This window comes from Mesorhizobium hawassense (assembly GCF_003289945.1).
GTDB lineage: Bacteria > Pseudomonadota > Alphaproteobacteria > Rhizobiales > Rhizobiaceae > Mesorhizobium > Mesorhizobium hawassense.
This window is the reverse complement of sequence record NZ_QMBP01000001.1, coordinates 474,378-490,357: the sequence shown is the minus strand read 5'-3', so window position 1 is coordinate 490,357 and position 15,980 is coordinate 474,378. Positions and strand designations below refer to the sequence as shown.

Sequence of the window (15,980 nt, the reverse complement as noted above, 5' to 3'; positions counted from 1 at the left end):
CGGCGGCTGTGACACAAGCCCATTGGCCCCATAGACCACGCCATCAACGGGATAGACGTTCGGGCAAAATCCGGGGAAAGTGCCGCCCGAAAAATCGAGAGGACCATTGCCATGACCGATCCGACCCGCCTGCCCGCCGACGGCATTTTCGTCGGCCGTGCCCGGACCAGCCAGGCTGCCCATCCGCTGGTGGTGACGGTGCGGGACGGTGAGGTCATCGACATCACCTCGAGTGCGGCGCCGACCGTGCGCGACCTTTGCGAGCTGACGGATCCGGCCGGCTACCTGCGTTCTGCTAAAGGCAAGGCGATCGGCGCGCTCGCCGACATCGGGGCGAACAGTTTCGAGGCCAAACGCGATGCGACTAAGCCGATCCTGCTTTCACCCGTCGACCTGCAGGCGGTGAAGGCTTCCGGCGTGACCTTCGTCGTCAGCCTGCTGGAACGCGTCATCGAGGAGCAGGCGCGCGGCTCGGCGGAAAAGGCCGACGCCATCCGCGCCGACATCGCCGGGCTGATCGGCCACGATTTGTCGAAGCTCAAGCCTGGCTCGCCAGAGGCGATGGAGATCAAGGCCAAGCTGATTTCGCGCGGCGCCTGGTCGCAATATCTGGAAGTCGGCATCGGGCCGGATGCCGAAATCTTCACCAAATGCCAGCCGATGGCCTCCGTCGGCTTCGGCGCCGATGTCGGGCTGCACCCGGTCTCGACCTGGAACAATCCGGAGCCGGAGATCGCCATGATTGCCGACAGTTCCGGCCGTATCGTCGGCGCCACGCTCGGCAACGACGTCAATTTGCGCGATGTCGAGGGACGCTCGGCGCTGCTGCTCGGCAAGGCCAAGGACAACAACGCCTCCGCCTCGCTCGGGCCGTTCATCCGGCTGTTCGACGACACCTTCGCGATCGCCGACGTCAAACGGGCCACGGTGCGGCTGAGCGTCGAAGGCGAAGACGGCTTCTCGCTGGAGGGCGCCAGTTCGATGGCCGAAATCAGCCGCTCGCCGGAAGAGCTGGTCAAGGCCGCGATGGGCCCGCATCACCAGTATCCCGACGGGCTGGCGCTCTATCTCGGCACCATGTTCGTGCCGTCGAAGGATCGCGGCGAGAAGGGCAAAGGCTTTACCCACAAGGTCGGCGACATCGTCACCATCTCGTCGGAAAAACTCGGCGCGCTCACCAACCGCGTGCGCCTTTCGCCGGACTGTCCGCACTGGACCTACGGCGCCAGCCACCTGATGCGCGACCTGGCAAAGGCCAATCTCATCTAACGCTGCACCACGAGCGAAGTCGTCGAAAGGCCGTCCACGCAGCGCGATGGGCGACGGTGGCGGTTGCCCTGGAAAATATCACCATAGCTGATGCAATCTGATGGGATTGCTGATGGCGTGCGCGCCTGTGCCAACATCCATTGGCGATGGAGGCTTGCCACCGCCCGAAAAAGGGAATGCTCTGGACGTTCCGGTCGGCGCTGGCAGGAGGTGCGGTCCCAGGCGATCGCGCCACGCTTGATCCAGGAGGAGAATTTCAACATGGGAGGAAATCGAATGCTTTCGCGGCTAAGACTGCTCGTGCTTGCCTTGATCGCGGCCATCGCCATCCCGGCGATGGCTCAGGCCAAGACGTTCTACTGGATTTCGCATGGCGGCCCGGCCGACCCGGTCTGGACCTACTTCCTCGCCGGCGCCAAGCAATGGGCGACCGACACCGGCAACAAGGTCAATACCTCGTTCCACAATGGCGACGTCGCCTCGCAGCAGGAGGCGATCCGCGCCGCCATCTCGGCCAAGGCCGATGGCATCGTCACCACCAGCCCCGATCCGGGCAGCCTGATCGAACTGGCCAAGGAAGCGCGCGCCGCCAATATCCCGATCATCAACTTCAACACGCCCGATCCGAAAGCCAATTTCAACGCCTATGTCGGCGGCGACAACACCACCTTTGGCAAGCACTGGGCGCAATATCTGGTCGACAAGGGCCTGGTGAAGAAAGGCGACTTCGTCTGGATGCCCGTCGAGGTGCCCGGCGCCACCTATGGCGTGCAGGAGGAAGAAGGCATCAAGAGCGTCTTCGGGCCGCTCGGCGTCACCTATGAAATCACCGAGGCCACCCTCGACCAGGCCGAAGTGATCAGCCGCATGTCCGACTATCTCACCGCGCACAAAGGCAAGGTGAAAGCCATCATCGGCCTCGGCGACCTCGTCACCGGCTCGATCAAGCGCGTGTTCGACCAGGTTGGCGTCAAGCCCGGCGAAATCCCGGTGGTCGGCTGGGGCAACTCGCTCGACACCACGCAGGAAGTGCTGAACGGCTACGTCAATGCCGCGCAGTGGCAAGATCCGCAGGCGACGAGCTACGTGGCGCTTTCGCTGGCCAATATGGCCGCCAGCGGCATCCCTCCAGGCTTCAACGTCATCACCGGCGCGCTCTATGAGAAGGACACCGCCGGCGTCTACGACAAGATCCTGTCCGGCAAATAAGTCCCGCGCGTTTCACCAGCGCCGCGCTTTCCAGCTCAAGGCGCGGCGCTGGATGCCGCCGCCGGAGGCCGCCGTCACACACGCGGCGCAAGATCCGGCCAGTTCTAATCACGTCGCGGGTACCTCGTGGAAAATCGTTCCTTCATCCAGCGCCTGATCGGCAGATCCGAATTCGGCCCCCTCGTCCTGCTCGTCATCGAGCTGGTCGTCTTCTGGGGCATCAATCCCGACTTCCTGTCGGCGCAGAACATCTCCAACATCCTGGCCTTCACCGTCGAGCTCGGCCTGATCGCGCTGGCGATGACGCTGTTGATGACGTCGGGTGAATTCGACCTGTCGGTCGGCTCGCTGTTCGGCTTCTCGCCGGTTCTGATGTGGACGCTCTACAACAGCGGCGTCACCTCGCTGGAAGTGGGCCTGCTGATCGCATTGGTGGTCGCGGCCGTCATCGGGCTGGTCAATGGCTGGTTCGTCACCCAGCTCAAGATCCCGTCCTTCCTGGTCACGCTCGGCATGCTGCTGGTGGTGCGTGGCACGGCACTTTTCGTCACCGACGGCTTCCCGCAGCGCACCTGGAGCGCCGAGGGCAGCTGGCTGGCGAACATCCTGGTCGGCGATTTCTATGTCGGGCCGTTCCGCATCTACGCCTCGCTGTTCTGGTTCATCGGGGCCGCGATCGTGCTCGGCTATGTGCTGACGCAGAGCCGCACCGGCAACTGGATCCAGGCGGCGGGAGGCAATCCGCTTGCGGCACGGGCGCGCGGCGTGAACGTCAACCGCGTCAAGGTCGGCCTGTTCATCCTGTCGGCGGTGATGGCCTCGCTCGCCGGTGTGATCTCGTCGCTGCGCACATCGGCCGCCAACCCCAACAGCGGCACCGGTTACGAGCTCGAGGTCATCGCCATGGTGGTGATCGGCGGCACGGCGCTGACTGGCGGGCGCGGCACCATCATCGGCACGGTGCTCGGCATCCTGATCCTGCGCGTCATGCGCAACGGCATCGTGCTGATCGGCGTGCCGGGGCTCGCCTACAACATCTTCATCGGCGCGATCATCCTCGGCATGATGGCGCTGCATTCATGGCTCGAACGCCGGCACCAGGCAGGGACGTGAAACCATGGCCGAACCGCTGATCCGCATGGAAAACATCCGCAAGTCCTACGGGCGCGTGCAGGCGCTGGTGGACGCCAATTTCCACGTCAACGAAAGAGAGATCGTCGGCCTGCTCGGCGACAACGGCGCCGGCAAGTCGACGCTGATCAAGGTGCTGTCGGGGGCGGTGCCGCTGACCAGCGGCGACATCTTCATCCGCGGCAAGAAGGTCACGCTGCGCTCGACCAGCGACGCCATCGCGCATGGCATCGAGACGATCTACCAGGACTCGGCGCTGGTCACGCAGTTGTCGATCGCGCGCAACCTGTTCCTCGGGCGCGAGCCGATCAAGCCGCCGCGCTTCCTCAACCGCATGGACCAGGAGGCGATGAACTCGGTGGCGCGCGACCTGCTGAGGCAGGTCGGCATCACCAAGAACATCCCGCCGACGACGCCGATCGGCTCGCTGTCGGGCGGCGAACGGCAGGCGGTGGCGATCGCCCGCGCCATGCATTTCGACAGCGATCTCATCATCCTCGACGAGCCGACCAACAATCTCGGCGTCGCCGAGACGCAAGGCGTGCTGAGCTTCGTGCGCAGCGCCCGCGACTCGGGCCATTCCTGCATCTTCATCGCGCACAACATCCACCATGTCTTCCAGGTGGTCGACCGCATCGTGGTGATGCGGCGGGGCAAGGTGGTGGCCGACGATATCGATCCGAAAAAGACCACGGTCGCCGAGGTCGAGCGCGTCATCACCGGCATGTCGGACAAGGAAATCCGCGACGCGATCGCCGACGGCCCGCAGCAACATGGTTGATTGCTGACCGGGCGGATCGCGTCGGCGACCGCACGCAGTTTCACGCCGGCCATTGGCACGGGATTGCATCAGCGCCTATGACTGGACCCATGAAAGCCACCGTAACCGACATCGCCAGAAGCTGCGGCCTATCGACCGCGACCGTCGACCGGGTGCTGAACAACCGTCCGGGCGCAAGTGCCGCCAACCGGCAGCGCGTGATGGAGGCGGCCAAGCAGCTCGGCTATCTGCCGACCCTCGACCAGGTGGTGCTGCCGTCGAAGCCGGCGCATCTCGAATTCTTCCTGCCGATCGGGTCCAACGCCTTCATGGCCGACCTCGCCCATCACATCGAGGATTATGCCCAGCGCCTGCCGCTGGTCGCCTCCTGCCGCATCCACAACCTTGCCGGCATCTCGCCCGGCGCGCTGCAGGGCGCGGTCGAGAACCTGTCGCTCAAGGCCAATGGCGTCGGCGTCATCGCCGTCGACCACCCGCGCACGCGCAACATCCTACGCGAGCTTGTCGAGGCCGGGATCAGGCTGGTGACGCTGGTCTCGGACGTGCCGGCAGCGCCCCGCTCGGCCTATGTCGGTATCGACAACCGGGTCGCGGGTCGCACGGCCGCGCTCTTGATGGGCCGCTTCGTCGGCGGCCGTACAGGACATCTGGCGATGGTGGTCGGCTCGCGCTCCTATCGCGGCCATGAGGAGCGCGAGATGGGTTTTCGTTCGGTGCTGAGCGAAGAGTTTCCCAACCTCACCGTCTCCAGTGCCGCCGAGAGCAACGACGACCCGGAGGCCAGCTACAGCGCCACCATCAAGGCGCTGCATAACGAACCGGAGCTGCTTGGCATCTATTGCGTCGGGGCCGGGCGTTCCGGCGTCGCCAAGGCGCTGCTCGAGGTCAGGCCGCGCCGGAAGCCGGTGTTCATCTGCCACGACCTGACCAAGGAAACGCGCCGTTATCTCGTCGACGATCTCGCCGACGTAGTCATAGACCAGAATGCGCGGCTGATCGCCGAGCAGTCGGTGATCCGCCTGCTCGGCTCGATTGCCTCGTCGGCGCCGTACCTGACAAAGAAATTCATCGAGCCGCGGCTGATCTTCAAGGAAAACGTGCCGGTGCAGTGACGCGGCCGCCTTGGAAAAGCCGCTCTTTCCGGATTTGTATGACAATTGATCTTACAAATCTGCACACCAGCTATGCAACTTTCGCAATTGCCGAATCGTTAGGCAATTCGTAAATGTCTGGGTGTCGGCCGTCTCCTCCTCCCAGATGTGATGCCGACGGTGAGTGCGGTACACCTCCTCCCGTGCCGTACTCGAAATCGAGCCCGCTGCCACCTCCTCCCGGCAGCGGGCTTTTTCTTTGCCCGCATGGACAACACGGAAGCAACGTCAGCCGCGTGGAGCGAGCGTCCATCTGATGCTGGCCAGGTATGCGTCTGGAGCGTATAACCGTCATGGAAACGGCGAGCCGCTCTATCTCTTTGTTTTGACGCAATCCCTGACGGAAATCCGTGTCACACTTTTCCTGGGATTGCTCTAGCCTTTAGCCGTCGCCAGATTGGAGCTGATCTCGAAAACGACTCCCGATCCATCGGCGTGTGACTGCAGCACGGGTGCACTCCCGCTCACGATATCCTCCAGGACGCGCTTGCGTTCCTGATCGGCCATTGCCTTGCCGGCAGCACTCATGCCGACCAGCGCCATCGTATTCAATCGCAGTAGAGGCGCGCCGTCCTCAAAGCGTATCGTGCGCGATATTGTCCTTGATCGAACATCGTGGAAGCCGGCGTCCCGGAGCAGCGCCTCGAGCAACGCCGCATTCCCAAAGCTGTGGCGCAGGTCCGTGATTGGGCCGAGGAACCGCTCGGCGACCCGGCGGAGTTCTCGAAAGAAGGGGATTTCCTCGTCGGAGCGCCACGTGGCAACTGCCAAGCGGCCGCCCTGCGCCAGCGCTCGCCGCATCTCCGCCGCCGCGGCGGGCTTGTCGGGAAAGAACTGCAGCCCCTGCTGACAGACGATCACGTCGAACTGCTCTCTGTCGCGCAGTGGCAGAGCACTGGCATTACCTGCGCGCCAATCGATGTCTGGCGCCTCAGCGCGCGCGACGGCAAGCATATCCGTGTTGATGTCGATGCCGACAACATATCCAGCGGCACCGAGCCGCTCCTTAGCAACGCGCGCGACTATTCCTGTACCGCAGGCGATGTCCAAGACCCGGTTGCCTCGAGATAGCTTCACTTCATCGAAGGTCACTTCGGCCCAAGGGCGGAAGAGAGGCCCCACGAGCCAGCGCTCATACATCTCCGGAAAACTTATCTGACCCATCGCGCAGCTCCCGATTCCGAGACAGCATAACAGAACCAGGATGAGGCGAAGACATCAGCGCGCCCGGAACGAGGCGATCAAGCTCTCGGCCATGCGCACGAATTGCGCGCTCGGACCCTCCGAACCGACGCTCTGCATCGAGACGCGCGCGCCTTCGAGCAGCAGCGACAGCGTGTCGGCGAGCAGCTCGGCCTGGCCTATGCCGGCATCGCGGCACAGCATAACCAGCTTTTCCCGCTGCGCCTCTTTCAGTTCCTTGATGACGCGCCTGGCCGGATGATCGGCCTCGCTGAGCTCTACGGCGGCGTTCGCCATGTCGCAGCCGCGGCTGTCGGCGCTAAGCAGCTCGGAAGCCTTTTGAACCCAGGCATGCAGTTGGCCGAGCTTGTCGCCGGGATGCTGAGCCTCGAACTCGTCCCATATCCGTGAAGCCTTGGCGGCCGTCGCGCGCAGGCATTCGATGATCAGCTCGTCCTTGGACTCGAAATGACGGTAAAGCGTCATCTTGTTGGTGCCGGCAGCCTCGGTGATGGCGTCGACGCCCACACCCTTGATGCCGTGCTTGTGGAACATGTCCTGCGCCGTTTCCAGGATTCGATCCCGGGGGCGGGAACGCTCCGCAACGCCGTCAGTCATCATGCTCTCCTTTCGTCGTTTCCAAAAAAACCGAGGTCACCTCTTGACTAGGGTGTTACCGGTCTGTAACTTTTAGCATGTTACTTACTGGTAACACCTATATCACTCTCCGTCAAACGACAAGGCCCACCGATGGCCTGCCAAGAGTGAGATAGGACGCAAAACCTGCCTGTCATGCGGCTTCGGCCGGTGAAGAACGAGAAAAAAGCGGCCCGTGATCAACCGATGCGGGACGAGCAAGGAGCCACTCCTATGCAAAAGCGCAAAGACCTGACAATCGACGAAGCCATCCGGGATCCGATGATCCGGCTGGTGATGAAGGCTGACGGAATCGATCCCAAAGCCTTCGAGAGGATGCTGCGCTCGCGCGCGGCGGAACAGGCGCCGGACGATGACGTCCTGCCATCCTTCCTGGCGGATTCCGGCTCCGGCCGGGCCCGGCGCCTGCGCCATTTCGCAAAGCCCTTCGGCGAGGCATCCGCATCATGGTAAACTTCTTCGTCAACCGCCCGATCTTTGCGTCGGCGATCGCCATCATCATGGTGCTCGCCGGCGCGATCGCCTATTTCCTTCTGCCGGTCTCGCAGTTCCCCGACATCACGCCGCCGCAGGTCGTGGTCAGCGCCCACTATCCGGGCGCCAGCGCGCAGGTCGTCGCCGATACCGTGACGACGCCGCTCGAGCAGCAGATCAACGGCGTGCAAGGCATGACCTACATGTCGTCGACGAGCTCGAATGACGGCTCGTCCACCATCACCATCACTTTCGACGTCGGCTATCCGCTGAGCACGGCGGCCGTCGACGTGCAGAATCGGGTCAGCCAAGCGGCATCCTCCCTGCCCGCAATCGTCAACCAGGGCGGCGTGACGATCAAGAAGCAGAACCCCAATTTCGTGCTGATCGTCGACCTCACCTCGCCGGACGGCTCGGTCGATCCGGTGGCGCTGAGCAACCTCGCCTATCTGCAGGTCGTCGATCCGCTGAAGCGCCTGCCCGGCGTCGGCGACGTGCAGATCTTCGGCGAGCGCCGCTATTCGATGCGCGTCTGGCTCGATCCGGACAAGCTGGCCAATCTCGGCATCACCGCCGTCGACGTGCAGAACGCCATCGCCGAGCAGAACGTGCAGGTGGCGGCCGGCAAGATCGGCCAGTCGCCGGCGCCCGCCGGCACCGCCTTCGAGATGCAGGTCAATGCCGTCGGCCGCCTCAGCGACCCGAAGGAATTCGGCGACATCGTGGTGCGCGCCGATTCGCAGAATGGCTCGCTGGTTAGGCTGCGTGACGTCGCCCGCATAGAGCTCGGCGCGCTGCAATATTCGTCCTCGGCCTTCTTCGGCAAGGACCCGACCGTGGTTCTGGCCGTCTATCAGATGCCCGGCTCCAACGCGCTCGACCTGCAGCAGCGGGTCAAGGACAAGATGCAGGAGCTGTCGGGCCGTTTCCCGAAGGGCGTCAACTACGCCATGCACTACGACACGACGCGCTTCGTGTCGGCCTCGATGCATGACGTGCTGATCACACTCGGCGAAGCGCTGGTGCTGGTCGTGGCGGTGGTGTTCATCTTCCTGCAGAGCTGGCGCACCACCATCATTCCGACCATCGCCATACCCGTGTCGCTGATCGCAACGCTGGCGGTGATGTACATGCTGGGCTTCTCGCTCAACATGCTCTCGCTCCTCGGCATGGTGCTGGCGATCGGCCTTGTCGTCGACGACGCCATCGTCGTGGTCGAGAATGTCGAACGACAGCTGGAAGCGGGCTTGAAGCCGCTCGCCGCGACGCGCGCGGCGATGGCCGAAGTGACCGGGCCGATCATCGCCACCACGGCGGTGCTGATGGCGGTGTTCATCCCGGTCGCGTTCATCCCCGGCGTTTCCGGACGGCTCTACAACCAGTTCGCGCTCACCGTGGCGATCTCGGTCGGCATCTCGGCCTTCAACTCGCTGACGCTCTCGCCTGCGCTGAGCGCCGCCTTCCTGCGCCATCGCGGCGAAACCCAGTTCGTGCTGTTCCGCTGGTTCAACGCCGGCTTCGACTGGCTGTCGCATGCCTATGCCCATGGCGTGCGCATCCTGATCAAGCTGCGCTGGGCCATGCTCGGCCTGTTCGCGGCCGGTCTGGTCGCAACCTATTTCGTCTGGCAGAAATTGCCCTCGACCTTCCTTCCCGTGGAAGACCAGGGCTACTTCTTCGTCGTCATCCAGTTGCCCGACGGCGCTTCGCTGGAGCGTACCGACGCGGTGGCGCAGAAGGCGCGCGATATCCTGCAGAACACGCCCGGCGTCGACATCGTCGGCTCGATCAGCGGCCTCAACTTCCTGACCAGCGCCGCGCAGTCGAATTCGGCGGTGGAATTCGCCATCCTGAAGCCATGGGACGAACGCGGCCCTGACCAGAGCGCGTCGAAACTGGTCGAGCAGGTGCGCGGCAAGCTCTTGCAGATGCCGGATGCGTTCGCGCTCTCCTTCGATCCGCCTTCGATCCCGGGTATCGGCACCACCGGTGGCTTCGAGTTCCAGGTGGAGGATCTGTCGGGCCGCGGCAGCGCCGCGCTGAACGATGTCACGCAGGCACTGCTGGCCGAGGCGCGCAAGCAGCCGGAGCTCAATCCGCAGCAGTTGTTCTCGTCCTTCTCGACCTCGACGCCGCAGTTCAACTACGACCTCGACCGCAGCAAGGCGAAGCTTCTCGGCCTCAACCTGCCTGATGTCTTCAATACACTGCAGATCTATCTCGGCTCGCTCTACGTCAATGACTTCAACCTGTTCGGCCGCACCTTCCGTGTGACCATCCAGGCAGACAAGGACGCGCGCGCCGACGCCACCGACATCTCGCGGCTCTATGTGCGCAACGCCTCGGGCGGCATGGTGCCGCTGAGCACGCTGGGCAAGCTGGTGCCGATCGTCGGACCGGAAACCGTGCCGCATTACAACAACAATGCCTCGGCCCTCATCAATGGCGGTGCTGCCCCCGGCTTCTCATCCGGACAGGCGGTGGCAGCCATGGAGCGGGCGGCGGCAAACGTGCTGCCGCGCGACTTCGGCTACGAATGGACCGGCATCACCTATCAGGAGCTCAAGGCCGGATCGATCGCCTCGGTCGTCTTCGGACTGGCGATCGTCTTCGTCTTCCTGATCCTGGCGGCGCAGTATGAAAGCTGGGCGATGCCCTTCATGGTGCTGCTTGCCGTGCCGCTGGCCCTGTTCGGCGCCTTCGTCGTGCTTTTGCTGCGCGGCATGCAGATCGACGTCTACTCGCAGATCGGCTTCGTCATGCTGATCGGCCTCGCGGCCAAGAACGCGATCCTGATCGTCGAGTTCGCAAGACGACGGCGCGAGGAAGGCCTGACCATCGTCGAGGCGTCCATGGAAGCCGCAAGGCTGAGGCTGCGGCCTATCCTGATGACCGCCTTCGCCTTCATCCTCGGCGTGCTGCCGCTGATGTTCGCGACCGGCGCGGGTGCTGCCAGCCGGCAGTCGATCGGCACCACCGTCTTCGGCGGCATGGTGGCGGCGACCATCCTGTCGCTGGTCTTCGTGCCGGTCTTCTACGCGGTGATCGAACAGCTGCGCGAGCGCGGCGAAAAGGAACCAGCCAAGGGACATCACGACGTCCCTCAGCAGCAAGAAATTGAACCGACCGCCGAGCCGGCGCTCCAGCTCGCCCAGGCGGCCGAATAGGATTGGAGAACCAAGATGCGTAAATGGAAAATCGCTTTGGGAACGGCCGTCGCGCTGGGCGCGATCTCGGTGGCGAGCGTGCATTTGCTCGACATGGGCAATCTCAGCGGCGGCACGGCGGGCGCTGCGCCCGCGCCGGCGGCCTTCGTGATGCCGGTGCCGGTGGTGAATGTCGTCAAGAAGACGCTGCCGATCTATCTCGACTACGCCGCGCGGGTGGAGTCGATCCGCAGCATCACGCTGCAGGCGCGCGTGCCGGGCTATCTGCAGGAGCAGACCGTCGCCGATGGCAGCGACATCAAGCAGGGCGACCTGCTCTACCGGATCGCACCGGAGGACTATCAGGCGGCGCTCGACCAGGCCAAGGCGCAGGTGCAGCGCGATACCGCGACGCTCGACTATGCCAAGTCCAATCTCGGCCGCGGCAGCGACCTCGCCAAGGCCGGCTATCTCGACAAGGACAGCTTCGACCAGCGCACCAGCAATCTGCGCACGGCGCAAGCCGCGCTCGCGCTCGACCAGGCGGCGGTGCGGACGGCCGAGCTCAATCTCGGCTATGCCGAGATCAAGGCACCGTTCAACGGCCGTATCGGCCGCAACCAGGCTTCTGTCGGCACGCTGGTCAGCGTCGCCGGCACCGTGCTCAACACGCTGGTGCAGCTCGACCCGATCTACGTGACCTTCAATCCGAGCGAGACCGACCTCGTGCAGATCGAGCAGGCGAAGGCTAACGGTCCGATCGCCGTCGACGTGCTGTTGCCCGGTGAGACTGAGCCCAGTCAGAAGGGCGAGCTCACCTTCATCGACAACACGATCGACCATTCGACCGGCACGATCACGGCGCGCGCCACGATCGGCAACGCCAAGTTCGCGCTGCTGCCGGGACAATATGTGCGCGTGCGCCTGCATGTGAAGGAGCAGCCCAACACGCTGATGGTGCCGCAGGTGGCACTGGGCTCCAGCCAGCTCGGCAAGTACCTCTACGTGCTTGGCAAGGGCAACACCGTCGACCAGAAGCTGGTCTCGCTGGGCCCGACCGACGGCGACCTGATTTCCGTGACCTCCGGTATCTCCGAGACCGACCAGGTGATCACGGGCAATCTGCAGAAGATCGGACCCGGAATGCCGGTTTCTCCCTTGCCGCAACCGAAACCGGCCAGCTGATTCCCCCATCAGTTTCCGGTCCGACGGCGCCCTCGGTTCCTACTCCGAGGGCGCCGTTTTGTTATCTGGGCTCAGTCGGTTCCGCGCGTGGCCTCCCGGGGTTGCTTCCAAGCAGCTCCACCAGACCGGTAATGTCTGCGCGTTCCGCCTTCGCCGGAAGCATGAAGGCGCAATAGGGCTGGCCAAGGCGAACGGAGACGGACGACAGCGCGATCAGTCGACCCACTTCCAGGTCGGCACTTGCCATCACCCTCTGCCCCAAAGCTATCCCAAGCCCCAGCCGGGCGGCGCCGATCGCCAGGCTGGACAGGCCGACGCGGCGACCATGCGAGGGGTCGGGCGCACGGCTGCCGCCGGCCGCCACGAACCAGTCCGCCCAACTCGGATGCGAGGCATAGTTCGGGCCCCAATTGGTGTGGATGAACTGGCTCTCATGCACATCCGCCAGATCGGCGGCGCCGTGGCGTTGCCAGTAATCCGGCGATGCCACCGGCAGCACGTCGTCGTGGACGAGGCGGACCATTTTCAGCGCCGGATAATGGTAGTCGCCATAGGAGATGCGCAGGTCGATGTTCTGGCGCACGATGTCGACGGGATCGTCCTCGACACGGACATCGATCGCCATCCGCGGAAAACCGTCGAGCAGCACCGCAAGCCTCGGCGCCAGCCAAAGCTCCGCCAGGGAGAACGGCACGCTGACCACAAGGCGCGTCCGCAGGCCGCCTTCCAGCATTCGCCGGCCTACAGCCGCGATTTCGCCCAGCGCATGCGCCGTCTGCGGGTAAATGGCGTGGCCGGCATCGGTCAGCGCGATGCGGTTGCCGTTGCGCATGAAGAGCTGCTTGCCGAACCAGTCCTCCAGGTTGCGGATCTGCTGGCTGACCGCAGCCGACGAGACGCCAAGCTCGCTCGCGGCAAGCGTGAAGGAACCGGCGCGGGCCGCGACCTCGAAGGCCCGCATCGCATTCAAAGGCGGAAGCTTTTCCACATTTTCCTCGAAAGTTTTTCTAGGGGAATCCTAACAATTTTCCACGTTGTGGCAAAGATTTTCTTGCTGTGTAGTGACCCCGGATTTTGGAGGACGCTATGATCGAAGACATTCTCGACCTGGACCGCTATCCGCTGAACCGCGAAGGCAGTGCCGAATGGCAGCGCCTGGTGGACGAGTCCAAGGCCGCGCTCGCGGTAAACGGCATGTTCAACCTGGAAGGGTTCCTGCGCCCCGGCATCGCCGAGAAGGCCGTCGCCGAAATCCGGCCGGTGATGGACGCCCACTCGCATGTCCACAAGCGCATGCACAACATCTACTTCAAGCCGTCGATCCCGGAATTGGCGCCCGATCATCCCGCGCTGCGCAAGGTCGAGACGATCAGCCACACCGTCTGCGCCGACCAGATCCCGGGCAGCACCGTTTTGTCGATCTACGAGTACGCGCCGCTGGTGCGGTTCCTGGCGGCGACGATGGACAAGCCGCAACTGCATGTCATGCAGGACCCTCTCGCCCGCGCCAATGTCATGGGCTACCGCGCCGGCGAAGCGCTCAACTGGCACTTCGATCGCTCGGAATTCACGACGACGCTGCTTCTTCAGGCGCCGGAGATCGGCGGCGATTTCGAGTATCGAACCGACTTGCGCTCGGACAGCGACCCGAACTATGACGGCGTGGCGAAGCTGCTCGAGGGGCGCGACCCCGAAGCGAAGATCCTGCGCATCAAGGCCGGCACGCTGAACGTCTTCCGCGGCAAGAACACCGCGCACCGCGTCACCACCGTCGAGGGCAATCGCGAGCGCATGATCGCGGTGTTCTCCTACTATGAACATCCCGGCGTGATGTTCACCGATGAGGAGCGCATCGGCTTCTACGGCAGGGCTGCTTGAGGCTGTCGATCTGAGATCCGGAGTTCGTGAAAAATCGGCTCTTGTTAGATTGTCGACAATCTGCTTGTCTTGCAGGAATTCCTCCTGGGAGTCGACCTATGGCAAAGCTGGATTTCAGTCCGATCGCGGATACGACGCGCAGGGCGGAGATCGTCGCCCTGCTGCGGCGCGCCATCCTCACCGGGCAATTGGAACCGGGGCAGAAGCTCAATGAGCTCAGGATTGCGGAGCAGATGCGGGTCAGCCGCGCGCCGCTGCGCGAGGCCATGCGCGAGCTGGTGCAGGAAGGCATCCTGACCAGCATCCCCTATGCCGGCACCTTCGTCATCGAGGTCACCGCCAAGGACATCATCGACGCCTATTCGCTCAACCAGGTGCTCGACGAATTCGCCATCGAGCGGACCTGGCCGCTGCGCGACCAGCGTTTCTTCGACGAGCTCGACCGCCGCCACGACGCGGTGAAAGAGGCGACGCGGGCAAAGGACACCACGCGCCAGATCGAGACGGCGCTGCAGCTGCACGGGCTGATCTACGAATGGGCCGACAACTCGGTGCTGCTGGAGACCTGGCAGCGGCTGACCAGCCGGCTGCAGATGTATTTTGCCCTGCATCAGCGAGCGCGCAACGAGCCGGTGCCGGCCGAGGACGTGCACGAAACCTATGTGGCGCTGATGAAGGGTTCGGACATGCGCGCCGCCCAGCGCCATGCGCGCGAGCATATCGACCTCGATTTCGAGGAGCTGCTTGCCTACGCGCGCGGCCTCGAAAAGCGCGCATTGAAGAACTGACGGACCTGACAGCGGACAGCAAAAGTGAAGATCAAGAGCATCAAGGCCTATCATGTCGTGCAGCCCTTCGTGGACGGACCCTACCGCATGTCCAAGGGGCGCGTCGCCGACTGTTTCGACGCGGTGATCGTCGCAATCACCTCCGACGGCGGCGTGACCGGCTGGGGCGAGATGGCGCCGCTCGGCAATTTCTATTCTGCCGCGTTCCCGGCCGGAACCCGCGCGGGCGTGCCGGAAATCGCGCCGCATCTCATCGGCCAGGATCCGCGCGGGTTTGCCGGCATCGGCAGGCTGATGGACACGGTGTTCAAGGGCCATCCCTACGTCAAGTCGGCGCTCGACATGGCGTGCTGGGACCTGGCGGCGCGGGCGGCCGATGTGCCGCTGGTGACCATGCTCGGCGGCCGCGAAAGCGATATGGCGGAGACCTACCGGGTCGTCACGCACGGCACGCTCGACCAGATGGCGGCTTTGGCTAGGCGGATCATCGCCGAAGGCTGCCGCCGCCTGCAGGTCAAGGTCGGCGGCAATGTGCATGACGACATCGAGCGGGTGACGACCGTGGCCGCCGCCGTGCCAAAGGGCACGGTGATCTTCTGCGACGCCAATGCCGGCTGGACGCCCTACCAGGCGCGCCAGTTCGCCGACGCCACGCGCGGCATCGACTACACGTTCGAGCAACCCTGCACGACGCTCGACGAGAACATGTCCGTGCGCCGCATGCTCGACAAGCCGATGGTTCTGGACGAGTCCGTCACCTCGCTCGGCGAGATGCTTGAAATCCACCGCCGCGGCGCTGCCGACGGACTGACGCTGAAGATTTCGCGGCTGGGCGGCGTGACGCAGACCCGGCTGATCCGCGACGTCGCCGTCGATCTCGGCTTCATGATCACGGTCGAGGACACCGGCGGCGCCGAGATCGATACCGCCGCGATGGCGCATCTGTCGTTGTCGACACCGGCGGAGCGCCGGCTGCATGCCATCGCCTTCCACGAATGGGTGACGGTGCGCACGGCCAGGAACGCTCCGCCGGTGACGGGCAGCCATATGGGCATTCCCGACGGCCCCGGCCTCGGCATCGACGTTGACCCGGGCCTGCTCGGCGAACCCTTCTTCGAGATCGCCTGAC

General features: G+C 64.1%; 15 protein-coding genes. 11 read left to right on the top strand and 4 right to left on the bottom strand.

Going from position 1 to position 15,980, the window contains the following annotated elements:
- Positions 1–111: 111 nt before the first annotated feature.
- A complete protein-coding gene (locus DPM33_RS02175) occupies positions 112–1,269 on the top strand; it encodes a fumarylacetoacetate hydrolase family protein (RefSeq protein WP_112095239.1) in 1,158 nt (385 codons plus the stop codon).
- On the opposite strand, the gene DPM33_RS35720 is transcribed toward DPM33_RS02175, so the two are convergent.
- Positions 1,266–1,532: a hypothetical protein gene (locus DPM33_RS35720; protein ID WP_146770183.1), complete on the bottom strand. Its 267-nt coding sequence runs from the start codon at positions 1,530–1,532 to the stop codon at positions 1,266–1,268. The genes DPM33_RS02175 and DPM33_RS35720 overlap by 4 nt on opposite strands.
- Before the next feature lie 13 nt (positions 1,533–1,545).
- On the opposite strand from DPM33_RS35720, the gene DPM33_RS02170 reads away from it, so the two are divergent.
- From DPM33_RS02170 to DPM33_RS02155, 4 genes are all read left to right on the top strand, one after another.
- The gene (locus DPM33_RS02170; protein WP_112095238.1) at positions 1,546–2,478 is read left to right on the top strand and encodes a sugar ABC transporter substrate-binding protein; all 933 of its coding nucleotides are present in this window, start codon (positions 1,546–1,548) and stop codon (positions 2,476–2,478) included.
- A gap of 126 nt (positions 2,479–2,604) precedes the next feature.
- Entirely contained in the window at positions 2,605–3,591 is a 987-nt protein-coding gene (locus tag DPM33_RS02165) for an ABC transporter permease (RefSeq protein ID WP_112095237.1), read from the top strand.
- A gap of 4 nt (positions 3,592–3,595) precedes the next feature.
- Positions 3,596–4,390: an ATP-binding cassette domain-containing protein gene (locus tag DPM33_RS02160; protein ID WP_112095236.1), complete on the top strand. Its 795-nt coding sequence runs from the start codon at positions 3,596–3,598 to the stop codon at positions 4,388–4,390.
- 89 nt (positions 4,391–4,479) lie between these two features.
- Positions 4,480–5,502, top strand: a complete 1,023-nt coding sequence (locus DPM33_RS02155) for a LacI family DNA-binding transcriptional regulator (protein WP_112095235.1) — start codon at positions 4,480–4,482, stop codon at positions 5,500–5,502.
- A gap of 414 nt (positions 5,503–5,916) precedes the next feature.
- Here the strand turns inward: DPM33_RS02155 and DPM33_RS02145 are convergent, their stop codons facing one another.
- Together DPM33_RS02145 and DPM33_RS02140 are read right to left on the bottom strand one after the other, a co-directional pair.
- Positions 5,917–6,705 carry a class I SAM-dependent methyltransferase gene (locus DPM33_RS02145; RefSeq protein ID WP_112095234.1) on the bottom strand — a complete coding sequence of 263 codons (789 nt, stop codon included), beginning with the start codon at positions 6,703–6,705 and terminating at the stop codon, positions 5,917–5,919.
- Between the two features lie 54 nt (positions 6,706–6,759).
- Positions 6,760–7,341 (bottom strand): TetR/AcrR family transcriptional regulator, encoded by a 582-nt coding sequence (locus DPM33_RS02140; RefSeq protein WP_112095908.1) that lies wholly within the window; start codon positions 7,339–7,341, stop codon positions 6,760–6,762.
- 189 nt (positions 7,342–7,530) lie between these two features.
- Between DPM33_RS02140 and DPM33_RS02135 the strand changes: the two genes are divergently transcribed.
- Genes DPM33_RS02135 through DPM33_RS02125 form a run of 3 tightly spaced genes read left to right on the top strand, consistent with a single transcriptional unit; the run spans position 7,531 to position 12,185 of the window.
- Positions 7,531–7,833 carry a hypothetical protein gene (locus tag DPM33_RS02135; RefSeq protein WP_245441965.1) on the top strand — a complete coding sequence of 101 codons (303 nt, stop codon included), beginning with the start codon at positions 7,531–7,533 and terminating at the stop codon, positions 7,831–7,833.
- Positions 7,827–11,021, top strand: coding sequence for an efflux RND transporter permease subunit (locus DPM33_RS02130; RefSeq protein WP_112095233.1), 3,195 nt, complete (start codon positions 7,827–7,829; stop codon positions 11,019–11,021). Before DPM33_RS02135 ends, DPM33_RS02130 begins: the two co-directional genes overlap by 7 nt.
- 15 nt (positions 11,022–11,036) lie before the next feature.
- Positions 11,037–12,185, top strand: coding sequence for an efflux RND transporter periplasmic adaptor subunit (locus tag DPM33_RS02125; protein WP_112095232.1), 1,149 nt, complete (start codon positions 11,037–11,039; stop codon positions 12,183–12,185).
- 61 nt (positions 12,186–12,246) lie between these two features.
- Here DPM33_RS02125 and DPM33_RS02120 read toward each other — a convergent pair whose 3' ends face one another.
- Positions 12,247–13,146: a LysR substrate-binding domain-containing protein gene (locus tag DPM33_RS02120; RefSeq protein ID WP_245441964.1), complete on the bottom strand. Its 900-nt coding sequence runs from the start codon at positions 13,144–13,146 to the stop codon at positions 12,247–12,249.
- Positions 13,147–13,271: 125 nt separating this feature from the next.
- Here DPM33_RS02120 and DPM33_RS02115 point away from each other — a divergent pair, with 125 nt between their 5' ends.
- From DPM33_RS02115 to DPM33_RS02105, 3 genes are all read left to right on the top strand, one after another.
- The gene (locus DPM33_RS02115; protein WP_245441963.1) at positions 13,272–14,063 is read left to right on the top strand and encodes a HalD/BesD family halogenase; all 792 of its coding nucleotides are present in this window, start codon (positions 13,272–13,274) and stop codon (positions 14,061–14,063) included.
- Between the two features lie 98 nt (positions 14,064–14,161).
- Entirely contained in the window at positions 14,162–14,851 is a 690-nt protein-coding gene (locus tag DPM33_RS02110) for a GntR family transcriptional regulator (protein ID WP_112095230.1), read from the top strand.
- 24 nt (positions 14,852–14,875) lie between these two features.
- Complete coding sequence (locus tag DPM33_RS02105) at positions 14,876–15,979, top strand: mandelate racemase/muconate lactonizing enzyme family protein (RefSeq protein ID WP_112095229.1); 1,104 nt, start codon at positions 14,876–14,878, stop codon at positions 15,977–15,979.
- Position 15,980 lies beyond the last annotated feature (1 nt).

What these genes read in the sequence shown, in the direction of transcription:
- DPM33_RS02175 (WP_112095239.1), top strand. Translation starts at nt 112, where the DNA reads ATGACCGATCCGACCCGCCTGCCCGCCGACGGCATTTTCGTCGGCCGT.
- DPM33_RS35720 (WP_146770183.1), bottom strand. Translation starts at nt 1,532, where the DNA reads ATGTTGAAATTCTCCTCCTGGATCAAGCGTGGCGCGATCGCCTGGGAC.
- DPM33_RS02170 (WP_112095238.1), top strand. Translation starts at nt 1,546, where the DNA reads ATGCTTTCGCGGCTAAGACTGCTCGTGCTTGCCTTGATCGCGGCCATC.
- DPM33_RS02160 (WP_112095236.1), top strand. Translation starts at nt 3,596, where the DNA reads ATGGCCGAACCGCTGATCCGCATGGAAAACATCCGCAAGTCCTACGGG.
- DPM33_RS02155 (WP_112095235.1), top strand. Translation starts at nt 4,480, where the DNA reads ATGAAAGCCACCGTAACCGACATCGCCAGAAGCTGCGGCCTATCGACC.
- DPM33_RS02145 (WP_112095234.1), bottom strand. Translation starts at nt 6,705, where the DNA reads ATGGGTCAGATAAGTTTTCCGGAGATGTATGAGCGCTGGCTCGTGGGG.
- DPM33_RS02140 (WP_112095908.1), bottom strand. Translation starts at nt 7,341, where the DNA reads ATGACTGACGGCGTTGCGGAGCGTTCCCGCCCCCGGGATCGAATCCTG.
- DPM33_RS02130 (WP_112095233.1), top strand. Translation starts at nt 7,827, where the DNA reads ATGGTAAACTTCTTCGTCAACCGCCCGATCTTTGCGTCGGCGATCGCC.
- DPM33_RS02125 (WP_112095232.1), top strand. Translation starts at nt 11,037, where the DNA reads ATGCGTAAATGGAAAATCGCTTTGGGAACGGCCGTCGCGCTGGGCGCG.
- DPM33_RS02120 (WP_245441964.1), bottom strand. Translation starts at nt 13,146, where the DNA reads ATGCGGGCCTTCGAGGTCGCGGCCCGCGCCGGTTCCTTCACGCTTGCC.
- DPM33_RS02115 (WP_245441963.1), top strand. Translation starts at nt 13,272, where the DNA reads ATGATCGAAGACATTCTCGACCTGGACCGCTATCCGCTGAACCGCGAA.
- DPM33_RS02110 (WP_112095230.1), top strand. Translation starts at nt 14,162, where the DNA reads ATGGCAAAGCTGGATTTCAGTCCGATCGCGGATACGACGCGCAGGGCG.